The organism is Loigolactobacillus bifermentans DSM 20003 (genome assembly GCF_001434575.1).
Classification (GTDB): Bacteria; Bacillota; Bacilli; order Lactobacillales; family Lactobacillaceae; genus Loigolactobacillus; species Loigolactobacillus bifermentans.
The window spans coordinates 1-16,030 of record NZ_AZDA01000030.1 but is presented as its reverse complement, the minus strand read 5'-3'; the positions used below and the strand labels follow the sequence as shown (position 1 = coordinate 16,030).

The following is a 16,030-nucleotide window of genomic DNA, read 5'->3' as shown; positions in this document are numbered from 1 at the left end:
GCCCATGATACCGGGGTGACACTGTACTTGGAGAACTTATGGTGAATAATTCAGGTGGTAGTATCTGCTAAAAATTGCGTCAAATCTTGAACGGCATTACTAATCACCGGCTTTTCCCAGTCAATCAGCCAACTGTGTTGAGGCCCAATAATGAAATTGTTGGCATTGACTTCGGTATTGACAAAGCTTAATGGCTGTTGGGCAAAGTAAGCATTGTCTTGATGCTTGACACACCAATCCCGCAATTGTGCTAACAATTTCACTTGCTCAGCTTTTATTTTAGTGGAGTGCCAAACCGTTTTCAATAGCTGTTCACCCTCTCTAATCCTATCCTCACAAATCCGGGTCTCAGTAATGAAAAACTGGGTTTGATTTTCATTAATTGACAAACGATGCACTTTGGCAAAAATCTCAGCTGCTGCCATTAAATCTGTTTCATAACGTAATGGCCGCCCAACGAAATATTCTTCGATCAAAACACCTTGTTCAAAATACTGATGCGTATCGTCTAAATAATAAGGATACGGCGTCACACCACTATTTGCCAAAAATTCTAGCGCCTTATACTCATACTTGATTTGATTCTGAACATTGATTTGCGTGCCATAATTCAGGCGAAAGACAAACTGTCGGTGTTGCTGATCAGTTAACAAAAAGTTTTGATTATATTCCCCTTGTGCTAAAAATGAAACTGTAATCGGTGCTTTCATTTGTAAAATTGTATCAAGCTGTTTTTGAGCCACATAGGCTTGAACAATAGCCGGTGTAATCATACTAGTGACGCCGCCTTTCATAGATTTTCACGAGCCGTTGCGGTGATACTCCGATCATATACAAAAACTTAATAACATGCATTTTCAAAAGTGTCTGTACAAAACCACCACCTTCAAAGCGGCGTGCTGAGGTTTGTAATCTGACTGAAAACTGATGAAATGGCACGCCTAACCGATGGAGGTCACGACTGAGCTGCCAATCTTCCATAAGCGGTTGCGGTCGAAAACCACCACTGGCACGATAAACATCTTGTTGCACAAACAACCCCTGATCCCCAAAAATTAAATGGCCATAACGCGCCCGTAAATTTGAACTCCATGCCAGCCAACGATACCGCCACTTTGGATCATTAAACGTTAACGTGAAAAAACCTACTGACGCAGTGGTCTTGTGTAATTGTGCAAAAGCTTGCTGGAAATTAAGCCGCGAATCAGCATGTAAAAACCAAAATGCTTGTCCCTGAGCCTGCTGTCCGCCAGCCTGCAACTGTGCGCCGCGATTTGCCATTGAACTGGTCACATAGCACACCCATTGTGGCAACCAGCTTGGGCGCCGTCGTAAGACACCATCAACGACGATCAGCTCGACACCGGCAGGTGCGGTGAGCTGAATCTGTGTGACTAAACGCTGCAATGCTGCATCATCATGATAGGTGGGAACGATCACTGATAACCATTTCAATAGACCAACGGCTCCTTTTCAAAATAAAATGTTGTCGTTTGCCCTGGCGCTAACTTTTGTGGTAACAACACCCACAGTGTTTCGCTTTGAACTTGGAGCTGATAGAAATAAGTTTGACCATTCCATTGGCAACTGCAAACCGTTCCAGTGAAAGCACACCACTTGGTAGGCGTCACTGTGAGTAAACCCGCATAAGGTACATAAAGTGTGGCGTTTTCAGCCACCATCGGCGTTGCCTGAGCCACGCCTGTATATAATACACTGTGGAAACGCTGCTGCTGCCAACGTCCCGTTATGAAATTTGCATGGCCTAAAAACTGGGCTACTGTTAAGTTTTGCGGCGTTTGATCCAGCTGTTCCGGTGTTGCAACTTGCCGGATCTGACCATCGATTAAAATCGCCACCTGTTGGGCCATTAAATAAGCTTCCGTTTTGTAATGGGTCACAAATACCACGGTTAGGTGTAGCGTTTGTTGTAATCGTTGCACTAATTGTAACATTTCTAGGCGCAATGCTTCATCTAAACTGGAAAATGGTTCGTCTAATAACAGCAACTGCGGTGCCAACACCAACGCTCGTGCTAACGCGACCCGCTGTTGTTGTCCCCCAGAGATTTCGCTGGGATAACGCTGCGCTAGTTCGGTAATATTCAACTGTGCCAACATGGTTGTCACGCGTTGGTCGCGTTCTTGACGTGCAACATGTTGCATTTTCAACCCAAACGCAACATTATCAGCTACCGTTAAAAACGGAAAAAGCCGATAATCTTGGAATACCAAAATACCTGGCGCTGCCGGTTGACCACGGTGCAAAAACACACCGCCGGTAGGTTGATCCAAACCGCCTAGGATTCGTAATAGCGTGGTTTTACCACTACCAGAAGGGCCGAGAATGGCTAAGATCTGTTGTTCTGGAATGGTTAAATCAATTTGTTTTAGAATTTGCTGATGCTGTTTTTGTTGTGTGATCTGCTGTAACTCAAAGCTCATGATGTGCTAACCGCCTTACCTTTCTTTTTAATACCCATTCGAATAATCCCAACGGAATCAGCAGCGTGGCCATAAAAACCACCCCATAACAAGCGGCGGCTTGATAACGGCCACCTTGAATCAGCGGAAACATGTTGATGGCTAAGGTTAAATAATTGCCATCCCCAATGAGTAACGTGGTCAGGTACTGCGACATTGCGACGATCAGGGTCATCGTCACCGCACCAATCAAACCATCCCGACTTAATGGCAGTGTAATCTGCCAAAAACTTTGCCAACGACTAGCCCCTAAGTTTTGGGCCACCGCTTCGTAATCCACTTGATAAATCGCCAAATTATCGACTAATAATTTAATCGCATAAGGTAAACAAAACAATGTTTGCACGACCACCACGCCTAGCCAAGTCCCCGTTAAATGAAGTTGGATAAACGTTAAATCGAGACTGGTGGTCAAAGCAATGCCTGGAATGATCAACGGGGCATAGATCAAAACGTTTAAAATACCTTTCAGCGCCGTCTGATATTTTACTAGCGCAATTGCCATGGGATAAGCTATCAATAAGGTTAACCCAACTGTCCCTAAGCCCAAACTCAAGCTGGCCTTAACCGCCGGCCACAATGTACTATCCTGTTGCCAAAATTTAAAAATTGCCAGCCAATCCCAGCGTTGCGGTAGCAAGTATGGGACATACCAATGACGCCCAATGGCTAACAATAAAATAACCACAGCTGGTAGGCCAAATAAACAACCTATCAATCCCAAACCACTTGTTGAAATTTGTTTTTTCATGTGCGCTGACGCCGCCTTCCACCTGGTAACCACCAACTTAAGCCTAACAGTAGGCCTGCAAAACCAATGGCAATAACCGAAATCACGACATTAAAACTCATGATCAAGGGCCGTAACGTTAAATCGGACTGTTGATACAGATCATAAATCATGACAGGTAATAATTCATACTTTTGGCTACCTAACAATGCCGGCACTTCGTACGCCCCAAAGCTAAATGAAAACACGATGATCAGTGCATTGAAAAAAGCCGGCTGGACCAGCGGCCATTCCACATACCACAACCGTTGCCACCGATTTGCACCTAAATTTTTAGCGGCTAGAAAATAATCATCCTCTAATTGGCGAACAACTAATAATAACGTCAGTAAGACATAGGGTGTTTCTTTCCACAAATAAGTCAGTAAAATTCCCACTTGATACGGATCACCGATCAAAACTGGCAGTTGAAACTGATGCCACCCTAACAAGTGGATCAGCCTAACCAACAACCCAGTTTGATCAAAACACCAAATAAAAACCAATACCATAAAAATATGTGGCAAAACCAACGGCACATTTGCGATGCGGCTTAAAAAACGTGCGCCCCAACTCTGACTGCGTTTGATTAAAAAAGCCAGTCTCAATCCAATGAGACTAGCCAATAAACTACTCAGAAATGTGACGCTAAACGTTCGCAGCAAAGTCCGGATAAAGGTCTTATTTGCAAAAATGGCTTGATAATACCGCCAAGTGATCTGATGGTGCCCAAGTAATGGATCATAGCCAAAACTAAGGCTCACCGTCTTCCCAACCGCAATCAGGAAAAAGACACTGGTGAACACAACAAATGGTGCAATCAGCAAGCCAAAGGTTCGTTTAGTCTGCATTTAATACATGTTCCTTCCATAATGCTTCGATGATCGGAATCTTCTTACCTGAAACTTCTGGCACCCGCTTCTTGGCAATCGTCTTCATTGGAATATCATTCTTTTCACCGATTTGATCTAATTTCTGTGACATTTTGGCTGGCATTTTAGCACTTGAATAAGGTGGGATCACGGCACCATACTTCAAAGCTAACCGGTCTGTTTGTGCCTTTTCACTTAACATGGTATTGATCAAAACCACAGCGGCTGCTTTATTTTGCGACGTCTTAGGAATGGCCAAATAATTGTAGTTACCGACAGTTCCTTTGTCAAAAACAAAAGTTTGCGCATCATTGGTAAACGTGCCATCTGCTTTATTGGTGGCAGCGTACATTTGGTTATAGCTAAACGTCATGGCTATCTTGTGGTCCGCAAACATCTTATCCATTTGGGCGGTACTCTTAGGATAGTTCTTGCCTTGTTGCCACAAGTAAGGCTTCAATTCATTTAAGTAAGCTAAAGCTGGCTTAATCACTTTATAAATTCCAGCTTTTGTGGCTGGCGCATCATTTAAGGCCTGATACCCAACTGTTTCATAAATGATGTTCCGAATAAAGGCGCTCCCCGTAAAATCAGGTGGTGCAACATACGTTAACTTACCAGGGTTCTTTTTCGCCCAAGCTAACAACTGTTTCGCACTGGTTGGATAATCATTGTTGAACATCTTCTTACTGCCAACCATGACCAATTGTGCATTCCCATAAGGCACTTCCAAATTATCAATGGCGGTATCCATATCTTTCTTGGCATCAGGATCACTAGCACTAATATAAGCCTTCATATTCGGTAATTGCTTGCCTGTGATCGGTCCAGCCAATAAATTCAACTTCTTTGCATTATAGAAGTTTTCCCCATTGATCCAGACCACATCCATATGCCCTTTTTTGGTATTGGCTTCTTTTTCGTTGCTTAATTTGTTTAAAATATCTTCGATTGGCATTGGTACCCGCTTTACGGTAATGCCTTTCTTTTTCATCATTGGCGTTACAACTTTATCGATCCAGCGATTTTGGGTTTCGGATCCGCCAAACCCATAGTAAGTGACCGTCGTACCTTTGGCGGCTTTTAAAGCGGTTTGATAACTGGTTGGCATTTTTGCCTTGTCGTCCTTCGCCTGCTGGTTCCCACAACTGGCTAGCAATAGCATACTGGCAGCTGCCAACATGACTTTGGAAATTTTCTTAAACTTCATGATCGAACTCCTCTTTTTAAATTAATGCAACAGGTGGCGTTTCTTCGCCACCTGTTTTGGAATATAAGTCAGCGCAAACAAGATGATCCCCATAATCGTAAACTTGATCGATAAGCCAACTGATAACCCTTTGGTTAAAATATCTGATGCAAAAATCGCATAGATCATACAGGCTGGTAACATGGTGATGCCGGAAATCACGGTAAACTTTCCCGCTTTCATTGGTGTGAGCGCATAGGCATAACTTTGAATCGCATAGGGAAAAATCGGGACTAACCGCGTTAAAATTAAAAATTCCGTCCCGTTTTCGTTAACCCCTTGCATAATCCGCTGAAAGGCCTTATTTTGCCCATATTTTTTGACGATTGTGTCCCGTAACATGGTTTTGCCTAGCACAAAAGCAACCGTCGCACCGATCGTACTGCCAATGGCCGTTAACAAGCCACCCAGTACACCGCCAAACGCAATGCCGGCAACGATTGCCAATAACCCACCAGGCAACATGAAAATCGCTGTTAAAATACAAATCACAATAAACGTCAGATAGCCCCACGCCCCTTGGCTTTGAAACCAAGCCTGCATATGGGCGACACTTTGAAATTGTTGTGATAGTCCACTGACATAAAATAGCACAATGCCGGCAATCAAGACTAAAATAAAGCCAATTGTTTTCTTCATAACAGGTAGCCTCTAACTATTCTTCAACAATTGCTTGGTTTTATACCGGTTCTTCCAAGCCGTAAAAGTTGAATTTAAAGTATTTTCCGGACATTTGTCCCCTTGATACACCACTGGTCCCCAAATCAGATCCAGCAAATGCCAAGCTTGGCCGCCACCATTCATCATCGCAGACCGACAAGAAGCGCAATAAGTCACAATATTTTTGGTGGGTAGCGTTTCAACACGATGCACCATCGCCTCATGCGCCAATTTAGGATTGGCTACCCCGCACATACCGCCCATGCCGCAACAGAGGGTTTTTTCGCCTGATAATTTGGCTATTTTCACTTGATAACCGAGATCCTTTAATAACTTGATCACCGCCTGCTGCATGGCAACATTGTCACGGGTTGGACAAGGATCGTGAATGGTAAACACCATGTCACTGTCCTTCGCCTTACCAATGGCTGCTTCAGGTAGCCCGATCTGAGCCAATACCGTCCACAATGAAATGCTTTCAAACTGTTTGCTGCGCTGAACCATGCTTAAACAACCTTCACAAGCTGTAATCAATTGGTCGATCTCACAGTTTTTAACCGATTGCTCCAACCGGCCAAACTGACGCTCAAATTTTGCTTGTTCACCTAAATAATACAACGGCTTGCCACAGCACTCCTGAATAATCGATAACTCTGGGTAAAATTCCTTTAAGTAATCCACCGTTTGACGCACATATTGGGGACAATAAGCACTTAACGAACAACCGGCCATAAATCCTCTTCGCATGATCATCATCCCTTCTTGGTATAACAAAATAACGCAAAACGTGACAGCAATTGGTGCAGCTCAACACCTTTCATTTGTTTCAACGGCGTATGGCCGTGATTGGCTTGCACCATATCTTGCCGAATCGCTAAAAAGGCATCGGCCAGCTCCAAATGATGGGGACAGACCACGGTACATTGATGACAAAGCTGACAAGAATATGGCACTAACGGTGCAATATCCCCTTTTTCAACAAAATCTTCAAATAACTGAGCTGGTGTTTGCCCTTGTTGTTGCAAAAATACGCACTGCCGCATACACCGTCGACAACTGCTACAAGTTTCTGCAATGAACTTGGCCTGATCCACCGTACTTTTACGATAATTCGTCATGCGCCATCCGCGCCTTTCGTTGTTTATTCGCAATTACTTTTCGAGCGACTAATGAACCCACAATTAAAATCATAAAACCAACAATTGCTAAGAATAAAATCATTTTATTACCGTTTAAACTGCCACCAACTAACGAATAAACAATGGTTGCTGGCAATTGCCCGATCCCTGTTCCAATCAGAAACGGCACTAATTTCATGCTGGTAAAACCAGCGCCGTAACTGACTTCATCAAATGAAACAAATGGCAATAATCGCAATACCATCACCGTATAATTCCCATACTCATCAAAGAAATGATCAATTTTATGAAGCGCTTTTTTGGTGATCACCTTTTCAGCAAAAGGCCGCCCTAGTCCACGGGCAATATAGAAACAAACGATTGCCCCAACCATGGCACTGGACCAAGATAAAACAGCGCCCCAGAACCAACCCCATAAATAAGCATTGGTAAATGTTAGTAAAAAGGCTGGTAACGGCGCTAATACAGATTGGAATACCATGATCAATGCTGAAATCACAGGTCCCCAGAAGCCAAAACTCTGAAGATAATCGCGTAAGGCATGAATATCTAGTCTTGCCAACATACCGGTTACTTCATCCACAAAATGATGGAATGGTGCGATCCAAAAATAACTTCCGACACACAGCGCCAAAATCACAAGCGTTAACACGATCCCAATTTTACTCTGGGACGTTAATTCCTGAATATTTTCATTTTTCGGGAATTTCGGTACTGGGTGCCGGTAATGACTGATTCCCTCGATGATCAACCCCAGCACTAGTAGAGCCAGCACCACAAAACTAGTTTGTGTCAGCGGCCACATCTGATTGAAAGGTTCACGAATCATAGCGCCAATTACCACCAAAAGGCCATTTAAGCCATACATGAGCAGTAACAAAAGGCCCATGATCACAAAAATACCCAACGTGGTTGGAAATCTAAAAATTGCCCAGTTTTGATGTAACTTTTTACCATAATAAAAATAGCACAAAATTACCCCGAGCACACCAATTGGAATGAACCAGGCCACTGCAATTCGCATTTGTAACCATGAATTGTGCCAGGCCAGTAACGCTAAAATAATGCCGATCAAAACACCATTATAGCCAACTCTAAAACGGGTCATGTTGGTTTCCTCCTCTATTATCATCGCTTAACCCCTTGATCAAGCGCAATACACACACTTAAAATAACATTAGCCTTAAGGTTTGACCCTTAACCCACCACAGTCCCATCCATTGCTGGATTCTAATGTTATTTCATTTTAAAAGAAACTACTTTGTCGCTGCTTTTACGACAACAACCATGTGTTGACCGTCCTTTGGTAATACACTGGCCTTCCCAGTAAAGTGTTCCCCATAGCTGAATCCGTAAGTGGCACCAGATGCAATTCCGACTGGGCAACTATCGAAGCACAAAACACAGCCAGTCTTCATTTTAGCAGCGTGGGCCTTATTCCCACCAAAACGGAAATCAAGATTTTTGGCAGCTTTACCTTTGACTTGAACGGCTTTATTAGCCGCAACTTGCTTATTATTGATTACAAATGACACGTTTAACTTGGTCCCTTTAATTTTAGTGCCCGCTTTAGATTTTGCGGTTAAGTTATTACCAGGTTTAGCGCCAACCTTTTTTAATGCTGCATAAAATTGGTTCGGTGTGACCTTAGTCTTTAATAAGGACTTTGTCCCATTTGAACCTTTTTCATTCACAATAACATGTCGTGTTGGTTGGTTTAAATAAGTCCCATTAATCGTCGTTTCAAGGTAAACTTCATGTTTTGCTTGATTCACCTTAATCGGTTTACTATCGCTTACCCCGTAAGACTTAGCCGCTTGAACAGATTGTGGCGCAAAAGCTGTTCCCCCTAAAACCAATAACCCGGCACCTAACGCTGTTACTAAAACTTGCTTGAACTTCATGAAAAATCCCTCCAAAATAATTTATAAGATAAAAACATTGAACCCTAAAATTGATTGACAGCCATCGCTGACTGCAAGTTACTTTAAGCAGTTGTGCCTGATTGTTCCTACTCAGTCACCGCCACGGTAGCTGATTGGCTTAAGCCCTAAAATAAGCCATAACAAGCCTTTTACGCTCATCTAAAAATCCCTCCAAGAAATAATTTATGTATTAAAAAAGGATTGCCGTCTTCAACAAAGAAAACGTCAATCCCATTTGAAATACCTTGTTTAAATCATATGTGTTTTACAAATTAATTGGCACTTTTAGCATGCTTAAAGCCGCTATATAACATGGTAATTGCCGTATAAGTGACCACGACAATGACTAACCAAGTTAAGACGTGCATGTCTAAACTCTTCACTAACTTAACCGCTACGAAAACCCCAATGATCCCGCCAATGGTAATCCCAATACAAGCATTGCGGTTATAGTCACCTTTACGAATAAATTCGCGACTGGCAACTGGCATTAAAGCGGCACATGACGCCATCATAATTGGGAAGGCAGCAATTGGTGTTAACCCTAACAGGTAAACCATTGCCATACATGGCGCATATAAGCCGATTCCGGCAACCATTAAGGCGCCTAAGATAAAGTTTCCGACGATCCCGATAATCAACTTGCCACCGGTTAAAGCTGTGGCCTTGTTCCCATTACTCAAAGCGGCTAAGTAGCCCATATTTGATAGGATCATCAAAACAGCGGTAATGATCAAGGCAAAGCCCATGATGACTTGGATTTTCTTTTCGTCAAAGCGTGAAATGAATTTAGAACCTAAAAACGAACCAACAACTGATGCCAAGATCAGTGACAGCAAGGTCGCGCCACTAATATCAACGGATTTGATAAATAAGAAAGCTTCCGTTAAAACAGGAATTGAACAAGCAATCGTTAATGTTCCTGGCAATAATTTGTCTGATTTCAAGTACTTGGTTAATTTGAGTAACATGGTGGTTGGGGCATAACTCCCAATCCCTAACGCATCCATAAAATTGGTAATAAACCCAATCACACCGGAAACAATTGGATTGCCATCATTTAATTTATGACGGTTCACAATTAGATCGCGGCCCCAAATAATTACAAAGTACACCAATAAAACTGCTAATAAGATTTGTACCACTAAAGTCATTGACATATCGGCCCCTCCATTACTTTAACGTAAATCCGTTAGAAAGAGGATCCGTTGGGTCAAATAAGAACGTATTAAAGCCAGTAATATAAGCTGAGCCTGTTACTTCTGGAATAACAGCATCATAACTACCTGCTTTAGCCTCTTCGACAACACGCCCTCTAAACTTCGTGCCCAAGATACTTTCATAGACAAACGGCTCGTTTATTTTAATTTGATTTTTCGCATATAATGTTGCTAATTTAGCACTTGTACCGGTTCCGCAAGGTGAGCGGTCAACTTGACCGTCCCCAAAGACAACGACGTTTTGCAACGTTGAATCCTCATCTTTTGGATCCCCGTACATTTCAACAAGATCAATGGTATTGATATAATCCATTGTTGGATGTTGAACCTCAATTTGTTCATTAGCAGCGTTTAAGATCTTCATCCCAACATCAGCTAACGTTGACGCATTGGTTGGTTCAATTTTTTCTTTGATTTCTGAAACTGGTAAAATGGCGAAGAAGCTTCCACCAAAGGAAACATCTAAGGTCACTTTTCCAACCTCAGGTACGTCAATGGTGACGTCCTTTTTGTACAAGAAGGCTGGTACATTCTTGAAGGAGACACTTTCAACCTTATAAGGTTCGCTTAAATGTGCCACACAGCGAATAATCCCTGCTGGCGCTTCTAAAACGACTTCCTTTTCACGGGTATCTTCGTCAACTTCAACCATGCCGGTTTCAACGATTGCAGTAACTGCTGCAATGGTATTGTGGCCGCACATGTTTAAATAACCACCAGTATCCATAAAGATAATGCCAAAATCTGCTTCTTCACTGACGGCTGGCATCAGGAAAGCACCAAACATCTCGTCATGACCACGTGGTTCCAACATTAAAGCTGTCCGTAGTGAATCATAATGATCGATCAGATACTGTTTCTTCTCGGCAATTGTTTTCCCAACTAGCTTTGGAATGCCCCCGGTAACGATCCGAGCGGCTTCCCCAGCAGTATGTGAATCAATTGCGGTTAACATACGTGATATTTTCATTTCTGTTTACCCCCAAATATTCTTGATAATCCTATCAAGTGACACCTACTGTTTTGAGTGATCGGCACGCATTTTCAATTTAAGAAAACCCAGTGCTTTATTTGCATCACGATGATCCAAATTATTTTCACCCACAACAGTGGTTTCTGTACCGCTTTTAGACTTATTAATGTCTAAAACAAATGGCGTATATTCATTTGTGACCACAAACGTTGCCTGCTTACCAATAAACTTCAATCCAATAATTGAGATGCCTAAGTCACCGATTTCCGACATGGTATTCATAAAGTCGACATCTGAGTTTCCCCAGCCATCGGCCGACAAGACAGCACCATTCGTACCCATGGCCTGTAGCCATTTGGCCACACGTTGACCAACAAGGCCTTTCAGCGTGTTATCTTGCGGTGTGCCAACAACGACAACACCTTGAAAATCAATATCTGGATCGGCACCAAACACATCCACTAAAGGATCACGAAAATGGTGCAAGGTTGTTTCTTTGGTTGAAGGACCAACACCCATTTGAATCATCCTTTCATCAATTAAACCATGGCACGAATCGCACCATCACGATATTCATTCGCCGTTAACAGCACCGGAAAATTGTTGAGATCGATAATCGAGACCCCTGCGGCCATGCCACTGGGTTCCTTCGGAAAGAGCAAATTATCATACATCGTGCCCTGTCCGGCAACTTCTTTCACCACCGCGACCTTTGGCTTCCCCGGATGCCGCTCGTTATAAAACGTGTGGGTTTCCGTGGCATAACGGCCATTGGTCATTTTTAGGATTTTTCGAATCGGTTGAATAAACTGATCCGAATAATCGAATAATTGGGTAACAAAGTCGCGATCATACTTAAAAGCTGGTTGTAGTAACACATCGAACATGATGATAAAATCATCCGGTCCAGGTGTCCCTGCTTGACCAAGTTTTAATTGATCTTTTAAAACACCATCCGATGAACCAAAGTCATGTAACTGAGTGCCATCTGTGGTCGCACCTGTAATCAACAGGTAAACACCGGTTAACGTGTGCGTTAAGCCTGTGCCAATTTTACCCAGAACTTTGGCTGAGATCGGAACAATATCCATAATGCTATTCGTCGGCACATCTAAATGATGTGGCTTTATAATGCGTAGTTTAATTGAGTCATAGCCGACTGGTAAGTCGGGTTGGAAGGTTTCAGGAATGACTAAATTGCCATTCTCAAAGGCGTAGTGCTTTCCAAAAGAGACGTTATTCACGGAAAAGGAGCGTATTTTAAGTGCATCATCAGCCATTAAGGTCCCTCCTTAATTTAAACAAAAAGAAGGAGGCTGAATACACAGCCCCCTTCCACAAACAACTTTTAAGATTGTTTAAATCTGAGCAATGTATTCGTAAGGTAGTTCTACGATCTTGCCAGGTTGGTCGATCTCTTCAAGTTGTTCTAACGTATCTTTCAAAATGCCAGTTTGCATTTCAACGTTATGTGGTTCACCAGCGTTTGCGCCCATTGGAACACGTGGTGCAACTGCACGAGGTGTTCCTTGTTGCCGTACGACTGGAGGTAAAGCTGCAATAATAATAGTAGGAATCCCGACAGATTCGATAGCTCGCTGCACGATCACGGCAGTTCTATGACAAGTTCCTCAACCAGCAGTCATTACAACAGCATCAACTTTTTCATCCAACAATTTTTGAGCGATTTCTGGACCTGTTTTTTCAGTGAAGACTTTAACGTCACCACCGCCACCCATACATGTATACATGCTAGGTGCAACAGCCTTAATAAACCCTTCATCGGCTAATTCGCGTAACCGATCGATTGGGAACATACTGTTAATATCGCGGTTAACATCAGTGTTATCATAACCACCATGTGAAACCATTAATTCTTCATCTTTAGCAGTACCAGGAACGGCACGGTAAGATGTATCACCGGCTAAGTTAAACGGTGTATCTGTTTTTAAATGCACACCAGCTGCCGTTACAATTGCAACTGTCATTTCGTTCAATGGCTTCGTTACTTTTGCAAAGACAGGCTTTGGAGTGATGGGTACAAAGATTTCAGACTGTAAACCATCAATCTTTTTAAGACTCATCTGACTCGCTCCTTTCTCTTTCCTGACGATGTTTTGTTTCCTCCTGAATAATCTTCATGCGCTCATGATAAGCATTTAACGCACCTAAATATTTTTCATTAGGCTGTTCTGACAAAACTTCTGGGTAGGACATTAAGAAAGCAACCTCTTGGCCCACTTTCAATTCATATTGCGCAATCACCATCCGCTTGGGTACTTCTAAACGCCCCATCCGGCCTTTTAAGTCCATAATCACACTGGCGCCAGTGATTTCAATAATGATTCCTTCCCAAACAGTTTCAGTGGAAGCATAGTTAAGTTTATCATATTCGCTACTAAAAGATTGTTCAGAATTCATTAATCCTCGTCCTTTTCGTAAATTTCGCGACGTTTCTTACTCATTGGTAATGATTGTTCGTTAGCAGCTAACTCAATCTTTTCACCAGTTTGTTGTTCGATCGCTTCAATATTATTTTGTTTAACATTAGGATTCCATTGACGTTCTGGCTTCTTGATCTCGCCACCGGCCATTTCGGTTTCTAACATTGCCAAGGCACGAATGGCATCTTCAGAGCACAATGTGTTGTTCCCTAAGATTTCATTTTCAATCCCTTGTGCAGATTTGTTGTTATCAACCAAAGCGCCCATGTACTTGTTACCAATAACCAATTGGCCTTGAACGGCGGAATAAGTCATCCCAACAACGCTGACATCACGTTTACCGATTTCTTCAATGTGAGACGCAAAATCGATATGGTTGTTCCCAAAGCCTTCAGTTGTCACAATGGCACCATCAAGGTTCATGGCTTCAACCATCATGCCTAAACGTTTAGAAACATAGAACTTCTGAACGTTTTCTTGAGGAGAACCAACTAAAGCGATTCCGACTAAGTCAATATCTTCATCAGCCATAGCAGCTTCAACTAATGGTTCGCGCCAGTAATGACGAGACATTTCCTTAGAAGCCGGGCCGATACAAGTCAAGGCATGGATCCCACCGTCTAATAATTCAGTTGGTGCCAAGACAACTGGTAAGTTACCAAGGTCAACGTTTGGCTTAGCGCCTAATGTCCCAACTGGTTCAACAGGCATGATCAAGTTGTCGTGCATCGCACCTTGACCCATGATTTCTTTCACGATCAAAACACGTTTTTGCTTAGGATGACGTTTTTGAACAAAGTCTTCAGAGCGAACAACTAAGCTATCGTCAGCCTTCTTCAACGCTTCACGAATTTCTTCAGTGATCGTATCAGTTGCTTTATGAGCAGCTAATGGGCCGCGACGTTCACGGTTGGTGCCAGCTTGAATGGTCAAGCGAACTTTGATCATAATATCGCCTTTATCAACAGAGCCTGGGCGGTTCCACATGATGTTCTCATCCATTGGGCCTTCGGAAGAACCAAATTCACCAATCTGAACACCATTTTCATCAGTCCCAGTTAAAACCATGACAACGCCATCTAAGACGCGCGTAACACCTGAACCGATTTCACTTTCGCCTTCTTTAGTGGCGATTGGTTGAACGTCCATGATAGTGTCACTGTAGTTGTGATAGTCTGCTGGTGTGACAATTTCAATGTCCATGTCTTTGACAAGGTCTTCAGTTGCAACAGCATCATCACAAATCGCTTTTTCATTGCGAAGTTGTAATGTTGTGCCATCAACCTTCGTTTCATCACCAAAAACAACTTTGTCGATCTTGTAGTAGTTCTTTGTTAATGTCCGAACGACTTTTGCTTCGACTGGTGCTTCATCCTCAGTTGCTGCTGCGGCTGGTGCAGCGGCAGCTGGTGCGGCAGGTGCTTGGCCTTGGGCTTGCAATAAAGCAAGTGGAATTTGAAGATCAATTCCTTTCCCCTCTGCAATTGATAATTTCAAGCTTTGACCGTCCGCTGTGACTGTAGATGTTGCAGCGGCTGGTGCAACAGGCGCTGCTGGCGCAGCATCAACGGCATCGTCGGCAGCTGGTGCTTCCGGCTTTTCATCCATGCTTTGAATATCATCCACCAAACTAGGTGTTAATGCATTCAAGGCATCTGTAGTAGTGGTCAAAGTTGCACCTAACGCTTCACCAATTTTCAATGAGTCATCTGGAATTTCAAGTAAGCCAGATGCCACGTAGTCATCAAACAAAGTAGGATCTTCAAAGTCAGCAGCTTCCAACTTCTTACCTGCTTCACGACGGCAACAGAGAACTGCTGGATCGTTTTTGTGCTCGTTGGCCATTTCGACCGTAATAGACATGCTTTTACCCCCTCTTATATTGTTTCACATGGCATTTCCATTCACTAAGCGATTTCCCCACATTGTGCTATGTGTTTTCGGATTTCATTCTGATAAACGGCTTCGTGAAATAAAATGTATGCAAAATTCAGCTTTTAAAGATTAACTTAGATCCGCATTATGCGCTTAAAATTCAGCAATTGATCGTGGCTTACCACTTACAGCGTTATGATGCGCCGCCAAAACTGCAGCAACATTTTCAAGCGCCACCACGTCAGCTTTTGCCTGGCCGCCAGCGTTTATGGCAACCAACCCCAGCGTCGCAGCATTTAAACTGGCCCAATGCACAAGGCTGGTCATTTTTAATTGCCAGTTGGCTGCCTGAGCGGCCTTCAAAATTGGCGAATGCTTACTTTGATTCTAAAGCCGTGCGATTATCGGCCTTAGTTTTAAC

Annotated in this window: 20 protein-coding genes; 1 reads left to right on the top strand and 19 read right to left on the bottom strand. The window is 43.0% G+C overall.

Going from position 1 to position 16,030, the window contains the following annotated elements:
- Positions 1 to 50: 50 nt before the first annotated feature.
- The 19 genes from FC07_RS05015 to prdA form a co-directional block, all read right to left on the bottom strand.
- Complete coding sequence (locus FC07_RS05015; protein ID WP_057904030.1) at positions 51 to 773, bottom strand: phosphotransferase; 723 nt, start codon at positions 771 to 773, stop codon at positions 51 to 53.
- A gap of 1 nt (position 774) precedes the next feature.
- The gene (locus tag FC07_RS05010) at positions 775 to 1,455 is read right to left on the bottom strand and encodes a TIGR04283 family arsenosugar biosynthesis glycosyltransferase (protein ID WP_057904029.1); all 681 of its coding nucleotides are present in this window, start codon (positions 1,453 to 1,455) and stop codon (positions 775 to 777) included.
- A complete protein-coding gene (locus FC07_RS05005; protein ID WP_057904028.1) occupies positions 1,452 to 2,444 on the bottom strand; it encodes an ABC transporter ATP-binding protein in 993 nt (330 codons plus the stop codon). The genes FC07_RS05010 and FC07_RS05005 overlap by 4 nt, the downstream gene beginning before the upstream one ends.
- On the bottom strand, positions 2,434 to 3,234 hold the full coding sequence (locus FC07_RS05000; RefSeq protein WP_057904027.1) for an ABC transporter permease: 801 nt from the start codon (positions 3,232 to 3,234) through the stop codon (positions 2,434 to 2,436). Before FC07_RS05000 ends, FC07_RS05005 begins: the two co-directional genes overlap by 11 nt.
- Complete coding sequence (locus FC07_RS04995; RefSeq protein WP_057904026.1) at positions 3,231 to 4,103, bottom strand: ABC transporter permease; 873 nt, start codon at positions 4,101 to 4,103, stop codon at positions 3,231 to 3,233. Before FC07_RS04995 ends, FC07_RS05000 begins: the two co-directional genes overlap by 4 nt.
- Positions 4,093 to 5,334, bottom strand: a complete 1,242-nt coding sequence (locus tag FC07_RS04990) for an ABC transporter substrate-binding protein (protein ID WP_057904025.1) — start codon at positions 5,332 to 5,334, stop codon at positions 4,093 to 4,095. Before FC07_RS04990 ends, FC07_RS04995 begins: the two co-directional genes overlap by 11 nt.
- Before the next feature lie 21 nt (positions 5,335 to 5,355).
- Positions 5,356 to 6,012: a TVP38/TMEM64 family protein gene (locus FC07_RS04985; protein WP_057904024.1), complete on the bottom strand. Its 657-nt coding sequence runs from the start codon at positions 6,010 to 6,012 to the stop codon at positions 5,356 to 5,358.
- Positions 6,013 to 6,024: 12 nt separating this feature from the next.
- Complete coding sequence (locus FC07_RS04980; protein WP_057904023.1) at positions 6,025 to 6,780, bottom strand: heterodisulfide reductase-related iron-sulfur binding cluster; 756 nt, start codon at positions 6,778 to 6,780, stop codon at positions 6,025 to 6,027.
- 5 nt (positions 6,781 to 6,785) lie between these two features.
- Complete coding sequence (locus tag FC07_RS04975; protein WP_057904022.1) at positions 6,786 to 7,151, bottom strand: 4Fe-4S dicluster domain-containing protein; 366 nt, start codon at positions 7,149 to 7,151, stop codon at positions 6,786 to 6,788.
- The gene (locus FC07_RS04970; RefSeq protein WP_235807460.1) at positions 7,135 to 8,280 is read right to left on the bottom strand and encodes a TVP38/TMEM64 family protein; all 1,146 of its coding nucleotides are present in this window, start codon (positions 8,278 to 8,280) and stop codon (positions 7,135 to 7,137) included. Before FC07_RS04970 ends, FC07_RS04975 begins: the two co-directional genes overlap by 17 nt.
- 148 nt (positions 8,281 to 8,428) lie before the next feature.
- Positions 8,429 to 9,076, bottom strand: coding sequence for a YdjY domain-containing protein (locus tag FC07_RS04965; protein WP_057904021.1), 648 nt, complete (start codon positions 9,074 to 9,076; stop codon positions 8,429 to 8,431).
- A gap of 293 nt (positions 9,077 to 9,369) precedes the next feature.
- The gene (locus FC07_RS04960; protein WP_057904020.1) at positions 9,370 to 10,257 is read right to left on the bottom strand and encodes a sulfite exporter TauE/SafE family protein; all 888 of its coding nucleotides are present in this window, start codon (positions 10,255 to 10,257) and stop codon (positions 9,370 to 9,372) included.
- Between the two features lie 13 nt (positions 10,258 to 10,270).
- A complete protein-coding gene (locus FC07_RS04955; RefSeq protein WP_057904019.1) occupies positions 10,271 to 11,287 on the bottom strand; it encodes a proline racemase family protein in 1,017 nt (338 codons plus the stop codon).
- Between the two features lie 45 nt (positions 11,288 to 11,332).
- Positions 11,333 to 11,809 carry a glycine/sarcosine/betaine reductase component B subunit gene (locus FC07_RS04950; protein WP_057904018.1) on the bottom strand — a complete coding sequence of 159 codons (477 nt, stop codon included), beginning with the start codon at positions 11,807 to 11,809 and terminating at the stop codon, positions 11,333 to 11,335.
- A 20-nt stretch (positions 11,810 to 11,829) separates the two neighbouring features.
- Positions 11,830 to 12,570 (bottom strand): proline reductase cluster protein PrdD, encoded by a 741-nt coding sequence (prdD, locus tag FC07_RS04945; RefSeq protein WP_057904017.1) that lies wholly within the window; start codon positions 12,568 to 12,570, stop codon positions 11,830 to 11,832.
- A 78-nt stretch (positions 12,571 to 12,648) separates the two neighbouring features.
- Positions 12,649 to 12,894, bottom strand: coding sequence for a hypothetical protein (locus tag FC07_RS16435; protein ID WP_235807459.1), 246 nt, complete (start codon positions 12,892 to 12,894; stop codon positions 12,649 to 12,651).
- A gap of 27 nt (positions 12,895 to 12,921) precedes the next feature.
- Complete coding sequence (locus tag FC07_RS16430; RefSeq protein WP_057904015.1) at positions 12,922 to 13,374, bottom strand: glycine/sarcosine/betaine reductase selenoprotein B family protein; 453 nt, start codon at positions 13,372 to 13,374, stop codon at positions 12,922 to 12,924.
- Positions 13,364 to 13,711, bottom strand: a complete 348-nt coding sequence (locus tag FC07_RS04930; protein ID WP_057904014.1) for a CBO2463/CBO2479 domain-containing protein — start codon at positions 13,709 to 13,711, stop codon at positions 13,364 to 13,366. The genes FC07_RS16430 and FC07_RS04930 overlap by 11 nt, the downstream gene beginning before the upstream one ends.
- Positions 13,711 to 15,597, bottom strand: a complete 1,887-nt coding sequence (gene prdA / locus FC07_RS04925; RefSeq protein ID WP_057904013.1) for a D-proline reductase (dithiol) proprotein PrdA — start codon at positions 15,595 to 15,597, stop codon at positions 13,711 to 13,713. The genes FC07_RS04930 and prdA overlap by 1 nt, the downstream gene beginning before the upstream one ends.
- Before the next feature lie 185 nt (positions 15,598 to 15,782).
- On the opposite strand from prdA, the gene FC07_RS04920 reads away from it, so the two are divergent.
- Positions 15,783 to 16,030, top strand: a 248-nt coding sequence (locus tag FC07_RS04920; RefSeq protein ID WP_157050116.1) for a hypothetical protein, incomplete at its 3' end; no start/stop codon positions are given.